Below are 24,842 nucleotides of genomic sequence, written 5' to 3' on the forward strand. Positions count from 1 at the left end.
GCGCAAATCTCAAGTCACCGTCGCGAGTTCGCGTTCGATGCGCACGGCGGTCATCTCGCCATTGCCGCGCACCCGTCGGAGAAACGAGGCGATCCATGGAGCCATAGTCGCGTGGTCCGGGCCCGGAAAGCCCCTCCCCGCGAGGGTAATGACGATCTCGAATTCTTCATCCTGATTGACCGTGCCGATCCCCATCGACAGGAACGCGCACAACCGAGTGATCCACTGCACGTGGTAGACTAAGACCCTGATGGGTGTCGGGACGGTCTCGTCATACCCCTCGGCCAACGGCCACAGGATCTTATCGGCAAGGCTGTCGGCAGTAGATTCCAACAGGTCCGAGTTCCCCGTATGGATCGCGAGGCTGATCATCCCTCCGAGCTTCTTACAGGAGACGCGCAAGCTGTCGCGTATACGTTGCGGCTCGTTCAGGAGGTCCGCAATCCGCGCGACCACGTCCCGCAGGCCGGCTTCAATTTCCAGCCGACTCGGAAGATCGACGAGCTCGTCGAGATGAGGGACTATCAATCCCGCTTCGCCGAGAGCGTTGCTGATGAATTCCACGGCATCCAATTCGACGAAGCCAGATCCCGCAAGCCGATAAGCGTCCATCGCCGATCGCCATCTTCCACCGTCGGCCTCGCAGTTACCGATGTGATGATAGGTCGATGCGCGATTTATCGGGTCGCTCTCCCGATCCCAGACCTCGATCGCTCGCCGATAATACGGAAGCGCCGCCTCTGGATCCCCGCCGAACTCGAGCGCTCGGCCAAGCTGGAACGCCGCAAACCCGATGTTGTAGTGATTTCCTCCGAGCGCGTCATACAGCTTTAGCGCCTCTCGCGCCAACGTGGCGGCGGCGCCAAAATCCCTTTGATGCTCGGCCGCCGACGACTGCATCTGCCTCACCATGGCCAGTGCCTCGCCCTGCGCACCGCTTCCCAACCTCTCGGCCTCGTTCAAGGCGAACGTCGCCCACTGCTCGTCGCCTGAACGCTCGGCGAGCACCTGCATCTGAAGGAGCAGATGGATCGCCTCCTTCCACTGGCCGGCCTCGGACATGTCGGACGCAGCCGCTCGCATGATCTCCTGCCCCAGTCGGAAGCGACCGGACGTGAAGAGCAGCATCATGGTCGAGTTCGCCAAGCTCGACACGATGTTGAGGAAGCCGGCGTCCTCGTCGATCCGGCTGCGGGCAAGATCGAACACGGCCATCGCGTTGGGCAGCTCGCGATCCATCAGCGACAGGCCCAACCTGGCAGCTCCCTCCTTCACGAAGTTGTACTGAAGCCTCGAGATCAGGAACGAGACTTGGAACGCGAAGTCACGCTCGCGCGACAGCCGCGCCTCCCCCGGCTCGTCATCCATCTCGTCGAGGACGAACGCGCGGATCGGAGACAGCATCGTCAGCACGACGGCGGCGGGATGATCGAGATCGAAGGCCGGATCGCGCATGAGGTCTATTAGGTTCCAGCCCCGCAGATCTGCCGCGACGACAAACGGATCCCCGATGCCGACCCGGTCGATCGGATGCATGCCGCTCCGGAACCCCGCCGGGCTCATCGCGACCATCCAGAGAAGCTTCCGCTCAATCGGGCCGAGATCCTCGAACGCCACCGCAAGCGACTTCTCCAGCGATGTGGTCGCGTCGTGCCGCCGCCGCCCTGGCATCAGGACCGCCTTCGACCGAAGGTCGCCGAGGCGACGGAGGACGTCCCTACCGGAACCGAAGTGCCGCACGAGCGCGGAAAGGATCTTAAGCGTGAGCGGGTGCCCGTCGGCGAAGTCCAGGAGCGCCGACAGACTTTGTTCGTCGAGCGCCGCCTCGTCAGTCAGCCCCCTCCGCAGCACGGCCTCGGCGGCCGACCTGTCGACCGGACGGAGCCTAACATGCGCGTCTGGCACGAACGACGGCAAGGACATCTGGCTCGTTACGACGAGGATCGTGTCGGACGTGTCGGACACGAGCCGATCGATGAGGTCGGCCACAAAGTCGCGCCCGTCCGGCAGGCGCTCGACGCCGTCCAGCACCAGGCACGCCCGTCCGTCGTCAAGCATGCGCGACAGCTGGTCCGCCGGTGCGAGCCCGACCTCCGCCACCCGCTGCCTGATCGCATCCTCCAGCGCCTCAGGGCTGCCGACCGCCTCGACCCCGACCCAGACCACCGGCCGCTGCTCCTCGATGCCGCGAAGCGCGGACAGGACCAGCTGGGTCTTGCCGATGCCGCCCGCGCCCTCGACCAGGACGCTTCCGCCCATGATCAGCGCGGACGCCACCTCTCCGAGCTCGACGTCGCGGCCAACCAGGATCGCGGCGGCCGCCGGAGCGCCCGCGAACGGCCACCCGTTCGGCCGCACACCCGAGAGGCGCCGCTGGACGGTCTGCACGCAGCGCTCCTTAAGCCGCTCGACCTCCGCACGGGGAATGGCACCCTCGTCGTAGGCGCGGTGGCAGTTGCGGCACAGTCGGATGAGGTTGTGATGGTGGTGTGAACGGACAGCCTCCCACGCCTCGATGTGCGCCTCCTCGAGCGGCGCGCCCGACACGCATCGGGCGCAGCCGCCGCCCGCTTCCACCTTAAGATAGTCGCGCACAGCCCTCGGGATCGCCGGCCGGTCCGCGCCGGGCTCCGCCCAAGGCTCGCGCAGATAGGCGTCGAAGGCCTCGAGCTCGGACTCGGCGAACAAGTTGCCGGGCGCGTCGGCCACCATCAGCAGCCTCCGACCATCGCGTCCCTTCGCGCCGTGCTTCACGTAGCTGAAAAGAAGCTCCGGCGTGATCCGCAACCGGCGCGCGGCGTCCAGAACCCCAAGTCGGCCATCAGTGATATCGGCGCTCGCCATCTGCGAAGCGTAACCGCGACCGAAGTCCGCGACCAGACGCCGGAAAGGCACGCTTCGCGGAAGTGGTGTAAAAGCGAATTGATCGGACGGCGTGATGAGTGAAACTTCAGCCGACCGAGAGGAAAGAAGATGACCGAGAACGTGATGCGGTTCTCCGCAATCAGGGGCATACAGGCGGGCCGGACCTTCTACGTCGTCATGGTGCCGATGAAGTCCGTCAGCCGGCTGTTCCGCTTCGACGATCCCGAGCTTCCCGCTGACCTCAAGGCCCAACGCATGCTGAACCACTCGCGCGTGCCAGCAATCGCCCGATACATCGTCGACAATCCGGAGGATTACGTGCTCTCCGCCCTTTCGGCTACGATGGACGGTGAGTTCGAGTTCTCCCCAGTCGGCGGGTCGCGCTCCGTAGGAGAGCTCTCCATCGAGCTCGGCGCCTCGCTAGTCATCAACGACGGCCAGCACCGCCGCGCCGCGATCGAAGCCGCCATCCGCGAACGACCCTTCCTTGGCGACGAGACGATCGCCGTGGTCGTCTATCCGGACCGTGGTCTGCGACGTTCCCAGCAGATGTTCGTCGATCTCAACCAGCATGCGGTCAAACCGGCCCGGTCGCTGCGCCTGCTATACGATGGCCGGGACCCGGAAGTGATCGCCACCCGGTCGATCATCGAAAGCATCGACGCCTTCCGCAAGCTGACCGACTTCGAGCGGTCGAGCCTTCCCAACCGCTCCCGGCGACTGTTCTCTCTGAGCGGCATCCATCGGGCGAACGCGGTGCTCGCCGCGAATGGCGTCGGCGGCGACCTCCGGCTCCCCTTCTGGCGCGCGGTCGTCGCGAACATGCCGGACTGGCTAGCCTGCGCGTCAGGCGGGCTCGCCGCCGCCGACCTGCGGCGCGACATGATCCACGCGCACGGCGTCGCCTGGGAGGCGATCGCGCTGGCGGGCGCAAAATTGATCGAGGAGCAACCTTCCGATTGGCCCGAGGGCCTTGCGGCGCTAAGGTGCGTCGACTGGTCGAGATCGAGCGTGCAGGTCTGGGAGGGGGCTGCGCTGGTGGGCGGCATTATAAACAGATCCCGGGCGAGCGTGCATTCGACTGCGCTGATCATACATCGTGCCCTGACGGAAGCCTGAGCATGTTCGGAGGCGTAATGAGTGGTTCAATGATCGACGGCGACAGGATCGCCCGCCTCTCCGACGAAATCCGGGAAATCTACCAATCCGACTCACGGCCGTGGGTGGTCGGATACAGCGGCGGGAAGGATTCGACCTGCACGCTCCAGTTGGTCTGGAACGCCCTTGCAGAGCTTCCCCCGCACAAGCGGACCAAGCCGGTCTACGTGATCACCTCCGACACGCTCGTCGAGACGCCGGTGGTATCGCGATACATCGACACCTCGCTAGCCCAGATGCAGCAGGCGGCCGACGCGACCGGCATGCCGATCCAGACCTTCAAGGTCACGCCCGACGTCGACAAGAGCTTCTGGGTGAACATGATCGGCCGGGGATACCCGGCCCCGTCGCGCCGCTTCCGCTGGTGCACCGAGCGCCTGAAGATCGAACCGGCCAACGACTTCATCCGCGACCGCGTCGCCGAGTTCGGCGAGGTCGTCATGGTGCTCGGCGTCCGCAAGGCCGAGTCCGCGACGCGCGCGCAGGTTATGTCGCTGCACAAGATCAAGGGCTCCGTGCTCTCGCGACACTCGTCTCTCCTCAACGCCTTCGTCTACGGGCCCATCGAGGCGTTCAGCACCGACGACGTCTGGACCTACCTCCTCCAGTTCAAGAACCCCTGGGGAAGCGACAACCGCGACCTCGTCGCGATGTATCGCAATGCCCAGGCCGGCGAATGCCCGCTCGTCGTCGACAAGACGACGCCGTCTTGCGGCAACAGCCGCTTCGGCTGCTGGGTCTGCACCGTCGTCGAGCGCGACCGCTCGATGGAGGCGATGATCGACTCCGGCGAGGAGTGGCTGACCCCGCTTCTCGAATACCGCGACATGCTCGCGGAGACGCAGGATCCCTCCCGCAAGGAGGAGTTCCGGGACTTCCGCCGCAAGTCGGGCAAGGTCGCCTTCATCGGCGACAGCGACCGGCCCATGCCCGGTCCCTACACGCTCGACTTCTGCCGCACGCTGCTCCGCAAGCTCCTTGAGACGCAGGTCGCGATGGCCGCCGAGGCGCCTCCGGGCGAGACCGACACCCTCATCCACGAGGCGGAGCTCCACGAGATCCGCCGGATCTGGCGCACCGAGCGTGGCGACTGGCCTGACAGCGTGCCGCGCATCGTGCGCGAAACCCTGAAGCGCGATCTGGACTGGGTGGCCGACGATGCCGTCGCGTTCACCGCCGAGGACGGCCAGCTGCTCGATGATCTCTGCCGCGAGCAGGGCGTGCCGACCGAACTCGTCATGCGGCTGCTCGACATCGAGCGCTCCTCCCACGGCCTTAAGCGCCGCCACGCCGTCCACACACGGATTGAGGAGACGTTCAAGCTCGAATGGCGCGACCGCGAGGCCGTCGTCGCGGAACGGAGGGCGCGCATGGGAGACCGGGTCAGCGTCGCCGTGATCGACGACGACGACGAGGACGTCGAATGAACCCAGCCGCCGAACACGCAAGAAACAGCAAGACATGATCCTCCGCTCGATCCTCCTCCAGGACTTCGGCCTATACGCCGGCCGACAGCTCATCGACCTCGTCCCCCGCAGCGACGCCGGGGGGCCGCGCCCCGTCGTGCTCGTCGGCGGCAAGAACGGCGCGGGCAAGACCACGCTCCTCGAAGCCGTCCGCCTTGCACTCTACGGGCGGCGCGCCCTCGGGCACCGCGTCGGCCAGTCCGACTACGAGAACTACCTGCGGCGACGCATCCACGCCTCGCGCGATGGCGAGCGGGCCGACTCCTCATCCGTAGGACTCGAGTTCGACTACGCGGAGGCCGGCGAGATCCACCGCTACAAGATCACACGCTCGTGGACTGCCAAGGGGGTGAAGCTCAACGAGGACCTCCTGCTCGAGAAGGACGGCAAGACCGTCACCTCGGTCCCTCGCGACGAGTGGCAATACTTCCTCCACGACCTCATTCCGCCCGGCGTCTCGCAGCTGTTCTTCTTCGACGGCGAGAAGATCAGCGAAATCGCCGAGGGCGAGCATGACGACGGCCTGGCCGACGCGATGCGCGGCCTCCTCGGCATCGACGTCATCGCGCGTCTGCGCACCGACCTCGGCCTCTATCTCGCCCGCCAGAACCGCGCGGAGGACAGCGAGAGCGCGACGAGGCTGGACCAACTTCTCGCGCGCAAGGCCGAACTGGACTCGAAGATCGCCGAGGCGGTCGAGGACACGGCCGAGCTCCGCTCGCAGCGCGACGCTCAAAGTGCCAACGCCGAGCGCGTCCGCCGGCGTTTCGTTGCCGAAGGCGGAGACGCCGCCAACCAGCGCGCTTCGCTCGAGGCGAGCCGCGACGAGACGCGACGGCAGATCGTGCGGCGCGAGGTCGAGCTGCGGGAGCTTGCAAACGGCCTGCTCCCCCTCGCCTACGCTACGAAGCTGCTTTCGCGCGTCGAACGGCACCTGGCGGACGAGGACGCCCGAAGCCGCGTGAATTCGGACACCGCTTCGGCTCTGCTCGCCGAACTGCGCACCTGGCAGGCGAGCGTCGGAACGGCTACCTGGACCGAAGGGCACTGGACCGACCTTGAACGCTTCGCCGCCTCTCAGGGGGAAGTCCCCGTCGGAGGGCCGCTGTCCGACGCGGCCGAGCGCGACGCGCTCCGACGCCGCATCGCCCAGGTCCGCGCCTCGACGTCCAGCCACTCTGCGCTTCTCGCGCACGAGCTGGCCGAGCTCACCGGGCAGCTAAACGAGGCCGAGGCATCCCTCGTCCGTGCCGACGGCCACGCCGCCGGCGTACTGCTGGACGAGATGGCCGTGTCGGAGCAGCGCGTCGGAGCGACCGAAGCCACGCTGAAGGCTCGCGAGGAGGAGCTTCGCGGTCTAGAATACCAGCGCGCGACCCTGCTGCGCGAACAGGAGCGGCTGCTCGAATCCCAGACGGCCGTCGGAATGGCGATGGAGCGCGCGAAGCTCGCGGCCATGACGAGCCAGACCCTCGCGCGATACGAGCAGCGGCTACTCGAACTGAAGGTCGAGCAGCTGCGGCGGGAGTTCACAGTCCTCTTCAACCACCTCGCGCGCAAGGGGGACCTGGTGGCGGACGTCGCCATCGATCCCGACACCTTCGCCAGCAAGCTGATTGACGCGTCCGGACGCGAAATCCCGAAGGTCGGGCTGTCCGCCGGCGAGAAGCAGGTCTACGCGATCGCCATGCTCTGGGCGCTCGCGCGCACCAGCGGGCGCCCGCTGCCGATGATCATCGACACGCCGCTAGCCCGCCTCGACTCCGAGCACCGGGCGACGATCGTCGAGCGCTACTTCCCGTCGGCGAGCCATCAGGTCATCGTGCTCTCGACAGACACCGAGGTCGACGGTCCGCTGCTCGCCAGGCTCGACGGAAGCGTCAGCCACTCATACCGCCTCGAATACGACGGCGTGGCGGGCCGCACCGTTGCGACGCGCGGATACTTCGACGATCAGGAGGGCGACGTTGCACTTCTCCAAGGTTAGCATCTCCCTCGACGCGACCAGCAAGCTGCGGTCGCTGCGGCAGAGGACCGGCCTCACGCCGAACCTGCTCTGCCGCTTCGGCCTCATGCTCTCGCTGGAAGAGGGCCCGGTCGGCACCGTCAGGGCTCCGGACCAAGAGGGTCAGGAGTTCAACGCTTACACGCTGACGGGCGAGCTGAACGGCGTGTTCGCGTCGCTGATACGGTTCGTCGAGTGCGAGGACGAGGAGGGTGCATCGCTCGATGACGCCGAAGTGCTCGCGCGCATGCAGGCCCACATCCACCGGGGCGTCGGCACGCTGGCGGTTCGCGCCAAGTCACCGGTCGACATCGCTCGGCTGGGAATGAACGCTCTCGCCGCATGACCGACCGGCCCATCTATCTCGACCACAACGCGACCACGCCGGTCGACAAGCGCGTGCTCGACGCGATGCTGCCCTACTTCACGCAGGAGTTCGGCAACGCGTCCAGCGTCGAGCACCGGCACGGCAACGCGGCAGCCGAAGCCGTCCGGCTGGCGCGCGCGCAGGTCGCCGACGCGATCGGCGCCCGCGAGAACGAGATCATCTTCACCGGCAGCGCCACCGAAGCGTCGAACATGGCGATCCTCGGCCTCGCGAAGGCGGAGCCTGAGAAGCGTCACGCGATCACGAGCGTCATCGAGCACCCTGCCGTGCTCGAGCCATTCCGCGAGCTTGAGCGGCTTGGCTGGTCGATCACGTATCTGGATGTCGACGAGAGCGGCCAGGTCTCCCTGGACGGCCTGCGCGCCTCGCTCCGCGCCGACACGGCGCTCGTCTCCGTCATGGCAGGCAACAACGAGGTGGGGACCCTTCAGCCGTTCCGAGAGATCGGCCGAATCGCCCAGGACGCGGGTGCACTGTTCCACACCGACCTGGCGCAGGTCATGACGACGCAGCGGATCGACGTCGCCAAGGACAACGTCCACCTCGCGAGCCTGTCGGCGCACAAGGCCTACGGCCCCAAGGGGATCGGAGCCCTCTACGTCCGGTCGCGCGGCCCACGCGCGCGGATAGCGCCGCTCGTCTTCGGCGGCGGCCAGGAGCGCGGACTGCGCTCCGGAACGCTCAACGTTCCGCTCATCGTCGGAATGGGCGAGGCACTGGCGATCGCGGCCCGGGAAGCGCCCAAGCACGCAGAGCGCCTGGCCAACCTGTCCAGGATCTTCCTCGAACGGCTGACGAGGGGCGTCGCCGGCGTCCGTCTCAACGGTCATCCGACCGAGCGGCTGCCCGGAAACGTCTCGCTCTCAATCGACGGGGTCGATCCCTATGCGTTGATGCGCATGATCTCGAACGTCGTGAGCTTCTCCGCATCCAGCGCCTGCTCGACGAACTCGGTCGAGACGAGCCACGTCCTTCTGGCCATGTTCGGCGAGAGCGAGAGGGCCGCCTCGGCGTTCCGCATCGCCGCCGGGCGCATGACCACCGAGGAAGAGATGCTTTTCGCGGCGGACACGATCGTCGAAGCCTGCAATCGCCTCTCCCGGCTCGTCGCCTGAGCCGCGAACCCCCTCCGCTGGAGGGTTGAAGCGGAAAACGCCCGCTCGATCGTCTTTCATGTGGGATACGGAGAGGAGCGTCATCGTGCTTAGAAGCAGTCCGGACAGGTTCGGCGCGGTCGCCGTCACGATTCACTGGTCGACGGCGATCCTGATCGTCGCTCTTCTGGGCTCGGGCTTCCGCGCTGCGCACGCGCTCGACCCTGTGACGAAGGTTGCCATCCTGCGCTTCCACATCCCGGCAGCCCTCGCTGTGGTCTCGACCACCCTGGCGAGAGTGGTCTGGTGGATCGCCTTCGATCGAAAGCCGCTGGCGCCTCGATCATCGTCTGTCTGGGAGCGGCGTGCCGCGCGCCTCGTTCACCTGTCGCTCTACCTCGCCATTCTCGTGATGGCTTCAAGCAGCATCGCGATGCTGGTCGCGAGCGGCGCGGGAACGGCGCTCCTATCCTCTTCCGGAGGCACGCTGCCCCGCTTCACGGACTACGCTTCGAGGTCAGTCCACGGGATCGTCGCCGAGGTCCTCATCCTGCTTCTCGTCGCGCACATCGGCGCGGCTCTAAACCATCACTTCGTTCGCAGAGACCGACTGATCCGGCGGATGTGGTTCGGAAGCTGTCAGTTCAGACGCATGGAGCGTCAGACGAGGTGGTGAGCGAGGTCGTATCGTTCCAGCAGCGGCAAGAGCGCGCGCCTGGTCTCACCCACATTGGTCGCCAGCCGCGCGAACTCGGCCACGCGGTCCAGCTCCATCGCAAGAAGGCGGCGCTCGATGTCTCCCGCCTGGCCATCGACCTCGGGCAGTGCGACCATGAAGTCGTAGACCTCGGCGAACTGCTTGCCCGGAGACCGCCTTAGAATGCGGCCGCGACGCTGAACGTATTGGCGCGGATTGCGGCTGCTCGCCAGAATGAAGGCACGCCGGCACGCGGGCACGTCGATGCCCTCGTCGAGACACCTGATCGCGACCAGCGCGTCCACGTCCCCGATCCGGAATGCATCAAGTATCTCGCGACGCTCGAACTGCGATTCCTGGGCCGTGAACCTCGAACTGCGCCAGCGCCGTCGATGCAGCATGGCGGAGACGGCCTCGACCTGGCGCTGCGGCCTCTGCTGGCCCGTGTCCTCGTCGTCCACCATGACGGTGGCATCGCTGCAGTAGAACAGCGTGTGAGAGGTCGGCTCCGCGCCGAGCAACCGCTCCAGCGCAGGGATCTTGTTCGCGGCGCCGCCGAGCAGGCGCGCTCGTTCGAACATGAGCTGATCGAGCCGTGGATCGCCCTCCCCGAGATCGCCGCCGCGCTGACCCACCCTCTTGGAGATCTCGGACGTCAGCTCGAGATACTCGCCGCGCTCGCCATCCGTCAGCTCGACGACCTCGACGTTGTAGCGGTAGGGCGTCAGCACGCCCTCGTGCAGCGCATCCGCGAGTCCGAAGGTGTCGCAAACCTTGCCATACCAGCCGACGAGCCGGGCATTGGCGTCGGCGTCGAGATAGTGCTCGGGTGTCGCCGACAGCCCCATGCGGAGACCGACGTCGCCCGGCAGCGCGGCATTGGTCCCGGCGGCTCCATGGCGGTGGCACTCGTCGCCGACCCAGAAGACGTCGTCCTGCGGCAGCCCGGCAAGGACCTGCTGGAACTCAGGTCCGATCAGCGTCTTGTTGACCACCACGAGGCACAGGAAGGGCCACGCGCCCTGCGAGAAGTAGTGCGCCGCCTCCGAGACGTCGTCATGCCATGATCCCACGCCGCCGTAGCAGCGGAACGCCTGAATGGAGAAGGACCGGAGGACCTCCACCCACTGGTCCGCGAGCGCGACATAGGGGACGGCGACGATCATGCACAGCCGACGCCTGCCCTCGGACAACTTCACGGCGGCGTAGGTGGCGGTAATGGTCTTTCCCGCGCCGGTCGCAAGCGCGAGGATTCCCATCCCCCCTGCCGCTTTCCAGGCCCGCAGCGCGCGACGCTGATGCTCCATCATCTCGAACGGACGGCCGCCGAGAGTGGCCGGAAGCCTGGGCAGCGAGCGCTCGAGCGTCTTCGGCTCGTATCGCGCGAGCACCGCGTCCCGGACCGCAAGCTCCTGGTCGGGCTTGGCGATCTGGACGCGCTTCGCGGTCTCGATCAGGCGCTCCTTCGCGGCCTGGGGGAACGGGATGACGACGGCCTTCTTCGACTTGTTCTCCCATAGCCTCGCGAACGTCGCGGAGTGCTTCGCGTGGAAGCCGCCGAGCTCGGGGCGCCACGACGGGAAGACGTCCATGCTCTCGAAGTTGAAGTCGGGGAGCAACGCATAGGCCGTCTCGTTCGCCGAGCCCTGGAAGACGACGCTGTCGCCGACGGCGTCGTGCATGATCCCGATCTTGCTGTGGAACATCCCCCGCCGCTTCAACGCGACCTGGACCTCGAGACGCCCGCTGGCGACGAGCCACGAGATGAGCTCGATCCGGGTCTGGAAGAGCTCGTCATCGACGGCCTCGAGGCGCCGAACCATTTCGACGCCGAGCTTGTCGGAAATCGCGCGGAGGTCGTAGCCCTCGCCGATCGCCCGTGCATCCTCCTCGTCGATCTCACCGCCGACGATCAGCCGCATCCGCCCGTCGCCGCGCACAAACGCCGAGAGGCCCTGCGCCGCGTAGGAAAGCATTGCCCCGGAGAAGAAGCCCACCGCACGGTCGTATCGCACCGACGCCGCGAGCGCGGGAACGTAGAAGTCGGCGAGAAGATCGTCGTCCTCGGACTCGTAGACCTCCTTGAGCTCGAGCGACCGCAGCATCAGAAGTCCACGTCGTCGAGCGACTCCACTGCGGACCGGGCGTCGTCGAGATAGCCGCCCCGCTGCAGCGCCGAGCGCAGCGCCCGATCCCCGTTCGGATCTGCGGCGTCCTCGGCCAGCCATTCGGCAATCACCTCGAGCCCGCCCCGCGCATACTCCTCGAAGATCTTCGCGAGCTCGTCCTCCTCCTTCGGATCGTCGGAGAGGATCTCCTGCCGCCGTTCGGCGGCGAGGCCGATCAGATAGACCATGTCCATGGCCGTGTCGGAGCGCTCCATGATGCGGCCGTCGACGAAGACGTCGGTCGGGCCGTCCAGCGGTCGCCGACGGCTCTGCTCGAAGCCCACGGTCGCCGCGAACACGGCAAGGTCGCGGAACGTGCGGAAGATCGGGCCTCCCGTGCGCGGGTGCGGCGCCTGCGCGAGCCGGGCGCAGATGTCCTCGTCAGATACGAGGCGACGGATTGCCTTAAGTGTCATGCCACTCGCTCGATACGTGTGCGGTTGATCTCCTGGCCGAACAGCGAGCGCGCGATGCTGCGCCCGCCGACGACGATCTCGTCGTCGCTCCGCCCCTGCCGCTCCGACCGGTTCTCCGAGATCAGAACGTATTCCGCGCCGATCCTCGGCCGCAGCGCGTCCAGCACGCCGTCGCCCGTGTGAGAGCTGGAGAGCAGCAGCACGACCTGACCCGCCATTTCCGGCAGGAACTCGGCGGTCGCACGCCGATAGGACTTGTCGAGATGGCCGATCGGGGCGTCCAGCACGAGCGGCGCGACCGTCCCCGGCGTCAGGATGGCGTCCTCCATTCCGACCCGCGACTTGGCGAACGCGACCAGAGCAGCGGTGAAGGCTAGGCTCATAAGCTGGTTCTCGCCACCGCTCTTCGGGATTGGCCCGGCGAAGTCGCGATGCGACAGCGACATCGAGAAGTCCTCGGCGAAGTGGAACCTGTAGTCGCGCCGCGCGGCGATCGCGAGGATCTCATTGATCTGCCGCTCTATGTCGGCCCGCGCATCAGTCTCATACTTCTGAAGGTGCGACACGAGACGATCGGAAGCGTCCAGCGCAAGCCGCCGCTTGCCGAAGATGACCTTCGCCCGCTCGTTCTTCTTGACTCGCGTCTCGATGTCGGTCGCCAGCCGGCCGATCGTCTGGGCACGGTCCGCGACGATCCGCTCCAGCCCGCCCTTCTCCTCCGACTTGGTGCGGATCTCGGTCTCCAGCGTGATGCGGGCGGCCTCGCGCTCGCGGACCTCCTCCACCTTGTAGCCTACGAGCTTCTTGGACTCCTCGCCGATGCGATGCTCAAGGCTCCGCCGCTCCTCGATCGCCGCCGCCGCCTGCTCCTCGATCCGCCTCAGATCCTCGGGAGCCCTGCGCGCATCGTCGTGCATGGCCAGCAGGCGCGCCTTGGCCCTGACGACCTTGTTGAGTGCACCAGGCGTGCCGGCATTCTCGAGCAGCGCCGCGACCGACCGCCACTCCACCGTCTCCGGCTTGAGGTCGTGACAGCAGATGCACTTGCCCTTGGTGAGCAGCCCCTGGATGAAGGACTCGTTATACGGGCTGGGAAGCCGGTTCTCGATCTGCTCGGCGTCGATGAAGTCGAGCACCTCCTTGGCCAGCCGCCGGCCGACCAGCACCGTGCCGCGCTCGGATACCCAGCGGACGAGCGCCCCCTCGGCATCCGCGATGCGGCCCTGGACCTTCTCGAGCTGGACGTTCAGCTCGTCGCGGAGCTCCTGGATCTCCTTGGCGCCCGCCATCTGGCGGAGCTGCTCCTCGATCACGGCCTTCTGTTCCACCGCGCCCTGGATCGCCACGTCGAGATCGACGAGCTTGCGCTCGTCGCGGTCCTGATCGGCCTCGAGACCGCTCATGCGCACGCGCATCGTCTCAATCTCGGCCTCGAGCTTCATGGATCCGGCCTGGCGCGTGTAGGACGCCGCGACGTCCTTCAGATCGGCGATGGCCCGCTCGGCGAGGTCGCAGCCGAGCATGCTCCTGATCGCCGGGCCGGCGCCACGGTTGAGCTCGCCTGCGAAGGCCTCCGCGTGCTCTCCGTCGAAGAAGAAATACTCCGCCATGCGGGTCGGGATGATCGTGCCGATGAAGGTCTCCGGCGCCTGCAGGGGTGTTCCGGCGGGCTCCTGGAAGACGGTCAGCTTCGGCTCGCTCTCGCCGTTCACGTGCCGGCGCATCGCCCGATAGTCTGCTCCGTCGAACTCGAAGCTGATCTCGACCGACGCCTCCTGTCCGCCCAGCGCCTCGGTCTCGAAGTTAACGAGCCGGGAGCGCTGCTCGAAGCGCGGCGTGGTCCGGTTGTAGAGCGCCCAGAAGACCGCGTTGAGCAGCGTCGTCTTGCCCACGCCGTTCTCGGCATGGACCAGCGTCACGTTCCTCGTGTCGTCGGTCGCGAACTCGATGTGTTCATGTCCATGGAACTGGCGGAAGTCCCGGAGGTCGACGCGCTTGATCTTCACGACGCGCTCCTCACCGCAGCCGCCTCGACCGCCTCCCTGACCTTCTCCTGGCGCTCCGACTTCACGTTGCGCATCTCATGCGCATAGCGGCGCTGGACCTTCATCACGTCCAGGATCAGGGCCTCGAGCGGCCCTCCTTCTTCCTGCTGCAAACCTGCATCCCCCATGCGAATCCCGTCCTTCGATCCTAGAGCGCGAAAACCTTCACCGCCAAGTCCTTGAGATACGTCTGACGCGCATTAACCTCGGCCGGGCCCCAGGCGTTCGCCGTCGCGAGCTTCCGGTTCAACGGCGAAGGCGAGTTCGCGAGCACCGCCCTCTTGGCAGCGAACGGAAGGTTGCCGACCGCACCGTTGTCCGCCGGGCTGAGCACCGCGAGGTTGCCGAGCATGTGCACCAGGTCCGTCATCGCCGGATCGAAGTTCGGCGCGTTCTGCGCATAGACGTGCTCCAGCGTGTTCGCGGAGAAGTCCGCGACCGTCGTCTTGTTGGCGGTCGGCACGCCTGCACCGCCGGCGGCGGACCAGGGCTCGTAGGCATCGAGCGTCAGAAGCAGATACTTGAGCGGCTTGGTCGTCGCCGAGTTGGTGTATTTCTGCTCGTCGAGACGATTGCGGAACAGCGCCTCGGGCGCGTGCTGGTCCTGCAGAACCTTCAGCGCGACCGACAGGGCGGCCACCGTGAAGTTGGCCGGCTGGTCCCGTATGATCTTCGCGTGGGCGAGGAACACCTTCGCGGCGGGCTCGATGCGGGCATTCACGACTACCTTGTAGCGATACATGAAGCGCTCGAGCACGTGGACGACGTCCGCGAACACGGTCTGCGACAGCGAGGACGCCGCGATCAGCAGCGGCATGCAGATGTTGAGCTTGAGTTCCGGAATCAGAAGCCGCAGCCTGTCCCGATCCCATGCGGTGACCTGCTGCACCGGCACCGCATAGGGCCAGCGCCCCTCGAGAATCGCGGCCATGCGCTCGAAGTCGCCCTTGAGACCGATGGTCGTCGAGACGACGTCGGCGGCCTGCTGGCCCGTCAGCTGCGCGGCCGTGTGCATCGGGAAGCGCTTGTCCATGAACTCGTCGAACAGCGTGGTCTTGCCCGGGCGCTTGGCCTCGTAGGACGAATAGATCCAGCGGAGTCCCTCGCCGATGTCTTCCGGATTTCCGGCCAGGATCGCGTCCCAGGCGTCCTCGACGATCTGCGACTGGGCGTTGGTTCCCCCGTTGTCCAGGATCTCGAGCGTGCGCGCGCGCAGCAGCTCGCCCTCGGTCAGGCCGGTTCCCCGGTCGTTGAGAACCTGGAACAGCATGTAGGCCTCGCTGCGCTGATCGGTCCCCATGTGGATGACGGTCCAATCCGTCGCGAGCACCTGCATCAGGTCCGACAGCCGCTGCGCCTTTTGGACGTCGCTCCCGTTGGCGACCATCTCGGCCAGCTTCTTCGCGATCTCGTTCTTGGCCTGCAGAAGCATCTCGTGCGATCGCCGGGTCGCGGCCGGCGCCTGTTCGGCCATCATCTGCTCAAAAAAGATCTTGTCTGGCTTCGACAGCTCCAACCTCGGAATTTCTTCCACCTGCAGCGCCACCGTGTCGGGAAAGGACTCATACTGGCGCCAAAGCGCGTCTGCCGTGGTCAGCAGGAACGCCGCCGGACAGTCCGGAGCGTTTGGATCGCATGCTGCCGCCAGATTTCGCATCGCCTTCGCGAGCTCGTGCGCGAAAATCGAGAACGTCGCCAGCCGCTGCTGACCGTCGATCACCTCCACGTTCCGCCGAACGCTTCCAGGCGTCGGCGTCGAGACGGTCACGATGCCGCCGAGGAAGTGATGCTGAAGCTGCCCTATCGTCCGCTTCGCCAAGCAGACCTCGAGGTCCTTCAGAAAGTCCTCAATCTGCTCGTCGCCCCACGCGTAGTAGCGCTGATACTTCGGAACCCTGAAGATGAAGTTCTGCTGGAACAACTGACCAACCGTCAGATGCGTCGGTGTAATCGCCAAGACCGGCCCTCCCCGCCGTTATTATCATCCCCACTCGATGGGCATAGCCCAGCGTCGAAGTCGCGCAACAACCAATCTCGCCCGAATACAACCACTTTGAACCGATTCGGAATGCCTCGAAGCGAACTGTGAATTCAGCTAGAGTCGCCATGATGCAGCGCCGGCTTCGACCCTTTTAGGTTCATGAGAGCCGCTAGGCCCTTCAAAATCACAGGCGCTGGCGCCGAGCCCTCCGGACAAGGGCGATGCTCCACGCCGACGAGGCGCATCAAGGGCTCCAGGAATGCCGGCCCCGGCTCTCCGTCGACGCACTGCTCGTTTTCGCAGAACGCGACGAACGCCCTCCCTCCGGCATGCCTGGAGCTGCTGTAGACGATGCCATCTATCGTGCTTCCCTGCGCATCGCGGAAGATGCGGCCGAAGAACTCGGTCGCGATCTGGGTGGAACGTATTCGATGTGCTCGCGGCCATCCCGGCTGATCGGCTGCACGATGTCCTGCGCAAACGCGTGCAGAAACTTCAGCGGATGGATCAGATCATGGCGGTCGGGCCTGAAGACGCTCGGAACCTCGGGAAGGTCCGCCAGGTCCAACACCCGCAGCGGTCGAAGCGCGCGAAAGGTTCAGGACCGCCGGTGACGCGGCCAGCCCGCTGACGACATGAGCAGTCACATGCTGTTTTAAGGAAGACCGGTATCGGCACCGATCGTCACCAGCGCCTCGTAAAGGTGATCGGGAATCTGTTCAGAGCCCTGAAGCCCTTCAGAAAGAATAGGCCTGTTGTGAGCGTCAGCTGCCCGACGAAGCTCAGCAAGGGCTTCCTTTTCGGTCCAGGCGGTCATGTCGCCGTTCGTCGCCAGAGCTTCACCAGAGACGGTTCGGGTCGGGGTGAATACGACCCTACCCAACCTCGAACCGATAGTCTTTGTGATCAGCCTCCCATAACGCCCATCGCCACGTTCCAGGATGAAGTGGGACGCTAAGAACATGGCGTTCAATCGATGCACTACTTTGACCATGCGCTCGAAATCCTCGCCGGCCGCGATCCGCATCGACGTAAACACGTTCGCCCAACGCCAATCGTTGCATCCATCGATCGCCCGCAAGGCATCGTTGGCCGCGATCGCGTATCCGCGAGCCGCCACGTCGACTTTGCCGACAGCCACGCCTAAAACGACTCCCGTTCCGCCATCGATGCACACGAAGGCGACATGTGGCCGCCCATCCGACCTAGGCAGCGATGTCGCGACGCAATCAAACAGGATCGTCTGACCAAGCGGAGCGTACGCCAACATTCGGCGTGCTTCCGCCGAGACGATCTCCCTTAGCTTGGTCATGCCCGGCAACCTCCCTCCCGGATCCAGAGCCGCGATCCTGAGCGTGTGCGCAACCAGCGCGCTCGTCGATCCGCCACCGGACATAATCACCGCCTTGCGCGCCGCCTCCATCAAGGACGCGGAAACCTCCGGGGAGATCGTCGACGTCCTGTTGCTTCGATTAGCGAACACGCCAAGCGATTCGAACGACCGCAGCTTCCGCCACTCTGCGGCAATCCTGTAAAAGCGACTAACGCTCACGCCTGCAGCGCTAGCGGCTTTGCCTACGTCAACGTCGCGCTGACCATCGCCCCATAGCTGAAGCGCCCCGAACCTCCGCGCCGCCCGCTCCCGCTGCGACGGGGTGAGGGCGTTCCACATCGCCACGGCCCGCTCCTCGTCGAGTTCGACGGCCTCGGCCAGATCAGTCGGCATCATCTCGGACGGGCTTCCTTCCCATCTCGCCCCTTAACCATCTATTCCACGATTGTCAGATTAAAATGCGAATATCGCGTTGCCGCCGCGCATTTTCAATCTTATATGCGACTTTCGAATTAAAATGCGACTGGGTATTGGCGGTGTCGCGCGGTGCACGGGGATCACACCATGCCTTTGGCGATCGGCAAAGATAGCGTTCGCACCGAGACCATCGCCGGGTCGGAAATCCGATTGCGGCTCTTCAGCTCCCTCGACCTCGAGACTGCAGAAACGACGGACAAAGAACCGCATTGGTCGGACCTGCAGCGCAGCGTGCGCATCGCATGGACGCCGAACGGCGACCCGGTGCGTCAGATCGCTCCTCGCTCCAGGCTTTCCGTCGGCCGCTACAATTCGCGCAAGGCCGGCCGAATGCTTCCGCATCAGAGCCGTGGCCATGGCCGCATCGGCGGCGAGAAGCTGGCCCTTATGACCTGCGAGATCGATCCTGGAATCCTCGACTTCCGCTCCCAGCACATCCGCTTCGATCTGCTGTCCGGCGGTGCGGCCCGCAGTTACTTCCCCGACATCGTCGCCCTCACTCGGGACGGCGACATCCTCGTCGTCGAGGTGAAAAAGGACGCCCGCTGGCAGGCCGATGCCGACTATCGCGCCAAGATCGATACCGTGCAGGACGTGTGCGCGGATCTGGGCTGGCGCTTCGAAGTCTGGACCGATGCGGACATGGCGCCGACGAAGCGCTTCCGCGACAACGTCGTCCAGATCCAGATGCAGCGGTTCGTCGCGATCGACGACGTGCAGACCCTCCTCGTCGAACGCGCCATGCGGACGAACCGGAACCGGATGTCCATCGGCCAGATCAGGGACGTCCTCGGCGGAATGCCGGGTGCGGTCGACATGGTGCGCGGCCTCATGTGCCGTGGCGTCCTGCAGCTCCCGCTCGGCGAGATGATCTCTGACGCCACCGTGGCGGTCCTGGCCGCTCCGACCGCGACGCCTGCGCGGGAGCATGCCGCTTGAAGCTCGCTCTTCCTCGCTTCGACCGGTCGGCCATCCTGGACCACGAAGGTCTCATGCTGCGCTTGGAGCGGGAGTGGGACGATGGCACCCTGTCGATGACGCGCATTCGTTCGGACCGGCCCTTCGTCCTCGACGACGGCACCCCTCCGACGAAGTTCTGGTTCCTGACCGAATGGAGCGAGGGCCGTCTCGTCATCGCGGGAAGCAAGGTCACGGTCATCGGTGATCGCCCGAGGCCGGAGGACGACCCGACGGGCCTAGAGGGTCGACGCCTAGACGAGGCGCGCCGAGTCCAGTTCGTCCTCGTCCAGTTGGACCAGCGGGCCTGCCCGGAATCCAACGGCGCGATCAACCGGCACCTCGTCCAGATATTCACACCCGAAGTCGTTGCGGAATACGGAAGTCCGCCTCCCGGCTCCACCGTGCGCAAATGGATGAAGACGCGGGGCGGCATCGGCAACCGCACACTCGAGAACTGCGCCCCAAAGCCAGGCGCAGGGCTGCGCATAAAGCGGCTGGATCCCGAGGTCAGGAAGCTGCGCAACGACGCCGCCATCTGGTATTGGACCGACCGCGAGCACAGCCTCGAGGACGCTCATGCCGAGCACGTCGCCTGGGTGAACGGCTACAACGCCGACCGCGCGAAGGAGGGCCTAACGCCCGTCGCACCCTGCGGCATCGAATGGCTGCGCGTGCGGATCTGCGAGATCCAGGACTACGACACGTATTCGACGAAGTTCGGCAAGGCCAAGGCCGACGAGCTCTACAAACCTGACGGGCAGGGCGTCCGCGCCACGCGCTTCCTCGAGATCGGCATCATCGATCATCACACCTTCGACGCCTGGGTGGGGCTCGAGGAGATCGGCGACGAGCTGCTTCCGGCCGGTCGGCCCACGATCACCGCCGTATTCGACGTCTACACCGGATGCGTGTCGGCCGTCCTCCACTTCACCCCGCCGTCGCTCTTCAACATGCTCGACGCCATCAAGCATGCCAACCGGCCGAAGCTGAGGCCCACCCAGGTTGGCGCCAGCAAGCGCGACCTTCTCGCTTCTATCTATGGGCGCTACGACACGATCCTTCCGGATAACGCCTGGGAGTTCACCGGCACCTCAGGCCAGGACTCGCTCCAGGATCTCGGCTGCCACATCGACTGGTCGCGCGCCGGCATGCCGAAAGACAAGGCACGGCTCGAACGCTGGTGGGGAACGCTGATCTCCTATCTGGCCCGGAAGCTGCCGGCCACGGTCTTCGATCCGGCGGTGATGAAGGACCTTGGCTACGATCCCGCGAAGGACCGCGTCGTGGCGGCCTCGGACCTCCGCGCGCTCCTCGACGAGGCCATCGCCTTCTATCACGTCGAGGTGCATTCGGGCGTAAACGCTCAGCCCGCCCGTCTCTGGGAGAAGGAGCTTCGCAAGTGGGAGACGATCCCCGTCATCCACAACGACCGCCAGATCGATCAGATCATGGGCATGGTCGAGGAGAAGACCCTCACCACCGCCGGCATCAAGATGTTCAACCGGCTATGGTATGGACACCCTGAGAACCTCGCGGCGATCATCGCCCGAAACGCGCCTGACGATCCAAAGGGGCGACGCCGGCGGGGCAAAAAGGCGTCTGTCCGCCTGCGCTTCAAGGTCAAATACAATCCGGCCAACCTGACCGAGATCCACGTCTACGATCCCACACTGCGCGACTACGTCACCCTCGTCTGCAAGGAAGAGTTCCTGCACGGGCTGAGCAAGAAGCACTTCGACGTCCTCGAGCAGTGGGCCGAGCATCAGAACCTCGCGTTCAACACGCCGGAGGAGCGGAAGCTCGCCCGCGCTACCCTGAACCACGTGATCCGCGAGGCCGCTCCGCACGTGGCGCAGAAGCATCGCAACCGCTTCGCGGCGCTGGTCGAGGGTGGTGCCGGAGCCGATACCAGCGGCAGCATCGTCGTCGCGCATGTTCCCAGCAGCTACAGCGGCATGGCTCCCGTGATCGGGCACGAGACCGCCGTCGCGACGCGCAGCGACGGCGGCGTCAAACCCAAGGGTCCTCGCGCCCGCAAAGCCTCGGGCAAGCCGAAGCGTGCGGTGCACACCCCGGCCAAGAAGCTGACCGCGCCGACCACTGGGGAACCCGTCAACTTCACCCGTGCGGCCGGCCACGGCGCCCGCCCGGATCAGGATTGGAGCGGACTGTGACCAAGCGCAACGCCGGCCCTTTTCAGCTGCCTGCCGAGCAGGCACTCACGAAGGCCCTCCTAGACACCGATTCCTTGCATCCCAGGGAACTGCCTGGGTCCGATGAGGCCGTCGTCATGCCGGACCTTACGACCGGTCGCGCCGACGAGGAGAACAGCCTCGCGATGAACGACGTCCTCACCGATGTCGAGGCCGCCTTCGACGCGATCTATCTGAACTACCCCCGCCACAAGCACATGCAGCTCGCGATCGACCGCATCCGCCTTCACGGCATCAAGGTCCGTGGAACCGGCCAGCCCATGCGGGGTCTCCTCGTCACCGGCCCCACCGGCTCGGGCAAGACGACCGGCATCGAGGAATACGTCGCCCATCTCATCCGCAGCGACGCATACGCGGACGGTCGCATGCCGCTTCTCTACCTCCGTCTCCGCAAGAAGGTCACCGTCCTGAAGCTGCTGCGGGCGATCCTCGCCAAGTTCGGCGACCGGTATGCCCGCAAGCGCGACGAGGACGAACTCATCGAGCAGGTCCGCAACTGCATCGAACGCGCCGGCGTCGAGGTGATCGTCATCGACGAGGTCCAGCACCTCCGCAACCGGTCCACCGACAACCTCGAGGTCACCGACCAGCTAAAGACCTTCCTCGACGACCGCATCTGCCCGGTCGTCTTCGTCGGCGTGGAGGAGGCGAAGTCCATGTTCGCTGAAAACCTCCAGCTGGCTGGACGCTGCGGAGATCCGGTAGAGCTTACGCCGCTCGATCCGGCAAGCGATGCCGACGTCGCCCTGCTGACGAAATTCCTCGAGCTGCTCGACGCGCAGATGGTCGCCAGGAACCTGACGAAGCTGCCGAGTTCGCTGGACTCGCCCTACGTCGTGACCTGTCTGCATCTCGCCTCGAACGGCGTGATCGGACAGGCCTATCGCATCGTGCGGGCGGCTCTCCTAATCGCGACCAGCCGGGGCGCGCTCTTCGTCGAGACCTATGATCTCAGCCTGGCAGTCGAACGCTGGGCGATCGTGAATAAGGTCTGCCGCAGCAACCCCTTCCTGCGCTCAGACCTTCAGGAAGCCCTCAAGGACGCTGCATGAACACGCTTGCCGCCGTGTTCGCAGGATCTCCTTGCGCCCTGCCGCACGTGACCTGGCCGATCGAACCACATGGCGATGAGAGCCTGGCCGGTTTCATCGGGCGCACCGCCGACCACAACGGCCTTCGCGATCCATCGGCTCTGCTGGCGGACGCAGGCCTTGGACGCCCGAAGGGCTTTGGCCGCATCGCCCGGCATGCCGGCGACCTCGAGCCGCTGGCCACCCTCCTAGCCGTCCAACCGGCCTGGGTGGAAAGCCACAGGCATGACGCCTGCCGTGACGCGCACGCAAAAAACACGATCGACTTCCACGGCGCCCTTCTGCGCAAGATCCACGTGGATCACTCGGTCAGGCGCGTCGGACCGACGGCGATACGCACTCTGCCATATCACCGGGAAGTCTGGCACATCCGTACGCTCGCCGCGTGCACTCAGACCGGCGAGCTCCTGCTCGAGAACTGCCCCGAGCCTGGCTGCGGCGCATCGCTGGCGTGGAGCGGACACAAGCGCCTCGGACGATGCTCCGATCCCGAATGTCCGGGCGGCACCGCGACCTCTCCCACATCCGTCCCGGACGACCAGCGGCCGGGAATCGCGCTCGCCGCCGGTCTCCTAAGCTCCTGCACCGCGACCCGCTCACGGATCCTCAGCGGGCTTCCAGCCAGCCTGCGGCATGAGAACCGTGGACACCTGTTCGACCTCGCCTGGATTCTGGGATGCCTTGATCGGCCGGATGGTCTCTCGTCAGCACGCGATCCTTCTACCTGCGCACCTCCCGACCGTGCCGCCATGCTCGCCTGCGGCGCGCAACGTCTTGCCGCTTGGCCGGGATGCCTCACCGATCTGCTACGTCGAGGATCCCAGATCGACGATACAGACGCCCGATTGCAACGGACGGTCGAGACTATCCAGGGCATCGTGCGTCGGCGGACATCGATCGGGCGCCCAGCCGACCTTCTCGCCGATCAGCTCGAAGGCATCTCGACCAACGCCTTCTCCTCCGTCGTCGGTCGGCATCTCGGGCTACTGACAGCCACTGAATTCGCTCGCGCGGCCGGACTCAAGAACTCGCGGATGGCCGCGCTCCAGCGGTCCTCGCTCGTGCCTCGCACGCTGTTCTCCGAAGGAGGTAGGGACATCGCGCTCTTTCTTCCCGCCGATGCCGCCGACCTGCGTCATCGGATCACGAGCCGCGTGCCCGCTCAGGCGTTCGGAGGGATGTTGGGCGTCGGCACGGACGCTATCGAGCTGCTGATGAGCGAGGGAGACCTCGCGCTTGACGCCGACCCAGTCGTCCAGCTGCTCTGGCCCGAGCACCACCTCGACCCCTCGGCGGCCGAGCGACTTCGCGAACGGCTTGAAGAGGCCGTGAAGAACTCTGCGCCGCCACAAGGCTCGATCAGGCTTGCCACGGCACTACAGGGTTGCCCGGCCGGCGAGAAGCCGTGGCCGGCCATCATCAGTGCCATCCTCGCAAGGCGTCTGGCGATTCATCGGAATGAAGGACGCAGCCTCAACCTCCGGCGCTGCATGGTCTCTCCCGAGGGCGTCAGGACGATTCGCGCTTTCCCTCCTGCTAAAAGCCGCCTCGGCATTCGGTCCGAATGGCTCAGCTTCGAGGACGCCCGCGAACGACTGGCGATCGCGCCCAACCGCCTGCGCTCGCTGACCGCCGCAGGCCGCTTGCCCTCATCGGACTCTTACTCTGGCATGCGATACCGCCGGTCCGAGGTTGACGCCGTTGCCGCCACGTGGGTCACGATCACCGAGCTACGGGAAAAGCTCGGCGGGAGCACCTGGCTGATCTCAGCCGAACTGCGCAAGGCAGGCCTGAGCGTCGACGAGCAGGGCCTCGTGCCTCGCTCTGCGGCTCGAACCATGTTAGGGTTGGCGACGATCTGAACACCCGCTGCAAGCTGCGGAATCTCACGTCTGACCGCGCGATATCACGTTTCTGAGCGTTCGCCCTTCATGCGGTTCGGCCCAGACTTAGGCGGTATCATCCGGCTTTGGCCCAGGCATAACCGGTTATTCGCTCTTGGCCCAACTGGTCAGAATGGATATATCCTCTTTGCGCTTGGTCCAGAGTTGAGTGGGCGTCACACCTCCCGTGACGCTTCTGTCAGGACACGATAAGCCTGCGCTTTTCCAACCAATCTGAGCCATCTTACCCTAAGGGTGATGGGAGTTCGGGTGCTGGTGCTGTTTTTGGGCGAACAGCTCGATATCGCGCGGTCCGCCTCAGTCGCGGAGATCGCCTTCCCAGACGTGACACGGCACGCCCTTACCTTCCCACAAATCTATTTCGCTTTGCGGATAGCCATTTTCCAGAAGCCAATCGTTGATGTGTTGCCCAGGCGTCGGATTGAATGGCCTGGGGAACCCATACCGCCAACCGTCTGGAGGATCGATTGACGTGCGCCCCTGATTGTTACCACTCAGAGGTAGAGTCCGGCTCCTTCATGATGGTTGGTTGATGGGATGGCAACGTGCCTGGGGGCATGCCCCCAGGCACGTTGGCCGGC

At 65.5% G+C, this 24,842-nt stretch carries 17 protein-coding genes and 1 pseudogene; 10 read left to right on the plus strand and 8 right to left on the minus strand.

Features of this window, described 5'->3' with window-relative positions; genetic code table 11:
• Nucleotides 1-9 precede the first annotated feature (9 nt).
• Nucleotides 10-2,844, minus strand: coding sequence for a tetratricopeptide repeat protein (locus FFS08_RS21625; protein WP_137864589.1), 2,835 nt, complete (start codon nt 2,842-2,844; stop codon nt 10-12).
• A 129-nt stretch (nt 2,845-2,973) separates the two neighbouring features.
• On the opposite strand from FFS08_RS21625, the gene dndB reads away from it, so the two are divergent.
• The 6 genes from dndB to FFS08_RS21655 all read left to right on the plus strand — a co-directional run bounded on the left by dndB (nt 2,974) and on the right by FFS08_RS21655 (nt 9,652).
• Nucleotides 2,974-3,984, plus strand: coding sequence for a DNA sulfur modification protein DndB (gene dndB, locus FFS08_RS21630; RefSeq protein ID WP_137864588.1), 1,011 nt, complete (start codon nt 2,974-2,976; stop codon nt 3,982-3,984).
• A gap of 29 nt (nt 3,985-4,013) precedes the next feature.
• Entirely contained in the window at nt 4,014-5,450 is a 1,437-nt protein-coding gene (dndC, locus tag FFS08_RS21635) for a DNA phosphorothioation system sulfurtransferase DndC (protein WP_137864587.1), read from the plus strand.
• Between the two features lie 34 nt (nt 5,451-5,484).
• Nucleotides 5,485-7,476 (plus strand): DNA sulfur modification protein DndD, encoded by a 1,992-nt coding sequence (gene dndD, locus FFS08_RS21640; protein WP_137864586.1) that lies wholly within the window; start codon nt 5,485-5,487, stop codon nt 7,474-7,476.
• The gene (gene dndE / locus FFS08_RS21645; RefSeq protein ID WP_137864585.1) at nt 7,457-7,840 is read left to right on the plus strand and encodes a DNA sulfur modification protein DndE; all 384 of its coding nucleotides are present in this window, start codon (nt 7,457-7,459) and stop codon (nt 7,838-7,840) included. Before dndD ends, dndE begins: the two co-directional genes overlap by 20 nt.
• Nucleotides 7,837-8,997 carry a cysteine desulfurase family protein gene (locus tag FFS08_RS21650; protein WP_137864584.1) on the plus strand — a complete coding sequence of 387 codons (1,161 nt, stop codon included), beginning with the start codon at nt 7,837-7,839 and terminating at the stop codon, nt 8,995-8,997. Before dndE ends, FFS08_RS21650 begins: the two co-directional genes overlap by 4 nt.
• Nucleotides 8,998-9,082: 85 nt before the next feature.
• Nucleotides 9,083-9,652 carry a cytochrome b gene (locus FFS08_RS21655; protein ID WP_137864583.1) on the plus strand — a complete coding sequence of 190 codons (570 nt, stop codon included), beginning with the start codon at nt 9,083-9,085 and terminating at the stop codon, nt 9,650-9,652.
• Here the strand turns inward: FFS08_RS21655 and FFS08_RS21660 are convergent.
• From FFS08_RS21660 to FFS08_RS21675, 7 genes and pseudogenes are all read right to left on the minus strand, one after another.
• The gene (locus FFS08_RS21660) at nt 9,637-11,778 is read right to left on the minus strand and encodes a helicase-related protein (RefSeq protein ID WP_171012757.1); all 2,142 of its coding nucleotides are present in this window, start codon (nt 11,776-11,778) and stop codon (nt 9,637-9,639) included. The genes FFS08_RS21655 and FFS08_RS21660 overlap by 16 nt on opposite strands.
• Nucleotides 11,778-12,257 (minus strand): DNA phosphorothioation-associated 4-like protein, encoded by a 480-nt coding sequence (locus tag FFS08_RS23695; RefSeq protein ID WP_171012758.1) that lies wholly within the window; start codon nt 12,255-12,257, stop codon nt 11,778-11,780. The genes FFS08_RS21660 and FFS08_RS23695 overlap by 1 nt, the downstream gene beginning before the upstream one ends.
• Entirely contained in the window at nt 12,254-14,263 is a 2,010-nt protein-coding gene (locus FFS08_RS21665; protein WP_137864581.1) for an AAA family ATPase, read from the minus strand. The genes FFS08_RS23695 and FFS08_RS21665 overlap by 4 nt, the downstream gene beginning before the upstream one ends.
• Complete coding sequence (locus FFS08_RS23700; protein ID WP_164233304.1) at nt 14,260-14,430, minus strand: hypothetical protein; 171 nt, start codon at nt 14,428-14,430, stop codon at nt 14,260-14,262. The genes FFS08_RS21665 and FFS08_RS23700 overlap by 4 nt, the downstream gene beginning before the upstream one ends.
• Before the next feature lie 20 nt (nt 14,431-14,450).
• Nucleotides 14,451-16,259: a DUF262 domain-containing protein gene (locus FFS08_RS21670; RefSeq protein ID WP_137864580.1), complete on the minus strand. Its 1,809-nt coding sequence runs from the start codon at nt 16,257-16,259 to the stop codon at nt 14,451-14,453.
• Nucleotides 16,260-16,393: 134 nt separating this feature from the next.
• A pseudogene (locus FFS08_RS24370) lies at nt 16,394-16,732 on the minus strand (RES family NAD+ phosphorylase); the annotation flags it as partial.
• 206 nt (nt 16,733-16,938) lie between these two features.
• Nucleotides 16,939-18,012, minus strand: a complete 1,074-nt coding sequence (locus tag FFS08_RS21675; RefSeq protein ID WP_137864579.1) for a hypothetical protein — start codon at nt 18,010-18,012, stop codon at nt 16,939-16,941.
• Nucleotides 18,013-18,180: 168 nt separating this feature from the next.
• Between FFS08_RS21675 and FFS08_RS21680 the strand changes: the two genes are divergently transcribed.
• The 4 genes from FFS08_RS21680 to FFS08_RS21695 are packed head-to-tail and all read left to right on the plus strand — an operon-like array spanning nt 18,181 to nt 24,219.
• A complete protein-coding gene (locus tag FFS08_RS21680) occupies nt 18,181-19,032 on the plus strand; it encodes a TnsA endonuclease N-terminal domain-containing protein (RefSeq protein WP_137864578.1) in 852 nt (283 codons plus the stop codon).
• On the plus strand, nt 19,029-21,227 hold the full coding sequence (locus tag FFS08_RS21685) for a TnsB C-terminal domain-containing protein (RefSeq protein WP_137864577.1): 2,199 nt from the start codon (nt 19,029-19,031) through the stop codon (nt 21,225-21,227). Before FFS08_RS21680 ends, FFS08_RS21685 begins: the two co-directional genes overlap by 4 nt.
• On the plus strand, nt 21,224-22,318 hold the full coding sequence (locus FFS08_RS21690; protein ID WP_137864576.1) for a TniB family NTP-binding protein: 1,095 nt from the start codon (nt 21,224-21,226) through the stop codon (nt 22,316-22,318). The genes FFS08_RS21685 and FFS08_RS21690 overlap by 4 nt, the downstream gene beginning before the upstream one ends.
• Nucleotides 22,315-24,219 carry a helix-turn-helix domain-containing protein gene (locus FFS08_RS21695; RefSeq protein ID WP_137864575.1) on the plus strand — a complete coding sequence of 635 codons (1,905 nt, stop codon included), beginning with the start codon at nt 22,315-22,317 and terminating at the stop codon, nt 24,217-24,219. The genes FFS08_RS21690 and FFS08_RS21695 overlap by 4 nt, the downstream gene beginning before the upstream one ends.
• The last annotated feature ends 623 nt before the right edge of the window (nt 24,220-24,842 follow it).

Source organism: Sphingomonas sp. 1F27F7B, from assembly GCF_005503355.1.
Taxonomy (GTDB): domain Bacteria; phylum Pseudomonadota; class Alphaproteobacteria; order Sphingomonadales; family Sphingomonadaceae; genus Sphingomonas.

Coding starts and splice junctions, on each gene's coding strand:
- FFS08_RS21660 (WP_171012757.1), bottom strand. CDS start 11,778: ATGCTGCGGTCGCTCGAGCTCAAGGAGGTCTACGAGTCCGAGGACGAC.
- FFS08_RS23700 (WP_164233304.1), bottom strand. CDS start 14,430: ATGGGGGATGCAGGTTTGCAGCAGGAAGAAGGAGGGCCGCTCGAGGCC.
- FFS08_RS21650 (WP_137864584.1), top strand. CDS start 7,837: ATGACCGACCGGCCCATCTATCTCGACCACAACGCGACCACGCCGGTC.
- dndD (WP_137864586.1), top strand. CDS start 5,485: ATGATCCTCCGCTCGATCCTCCTCCAGGACTTCGGCCTATACGCCGGC.
- FFS08_RS21680 (WP_137864578.1), top strand. CDS start 18,181: ATGCCTTTGGCGATCGGCAAAGATAGCGTTCGCACCGAGACCATCGCC.
- FFS08_RS21675 (WP_137864579.1), bottom strand. CDS start 18,012: ATGATGCCGACTGATCTGGCCGAGGCCGTCGAACTCGACGAGGAGCGG.
- dndC (WP_137864587.1), top strand. CDS start 4,014: ATGATCGACGGCGACAGGATCGCCCGCCTCTCCGACGAAATCCGGGAA.
- FFS08_RS21695 (WP_137864575.1), top strand. CDS start 22,315: ATGAACACGCTTGCCGCCGTGTTCGCAGGATCTCCTTGCGCCCTGCCG.
- FFS08_RS21625 (WP_137864589.1), bottom strand. CDS start 2,844: ATGGCGAGCGCCGATATCACTGATGGCCGACTTGGGGTTCTGGACGCC.
- FFS08_RS23695 (WP_171012758.1), bottom strand. CDS start 12,257: ATGACACTTAAGGCAATCCGTCGCCTCGTATCTGACGAGGACATCTGC.
- dndB (WP_137864588.1), top strand. CDS start 2,974: ATGACCGAGAACGTGATGCGGTTCTCCGCAATCAGGGGCATACAGGCG.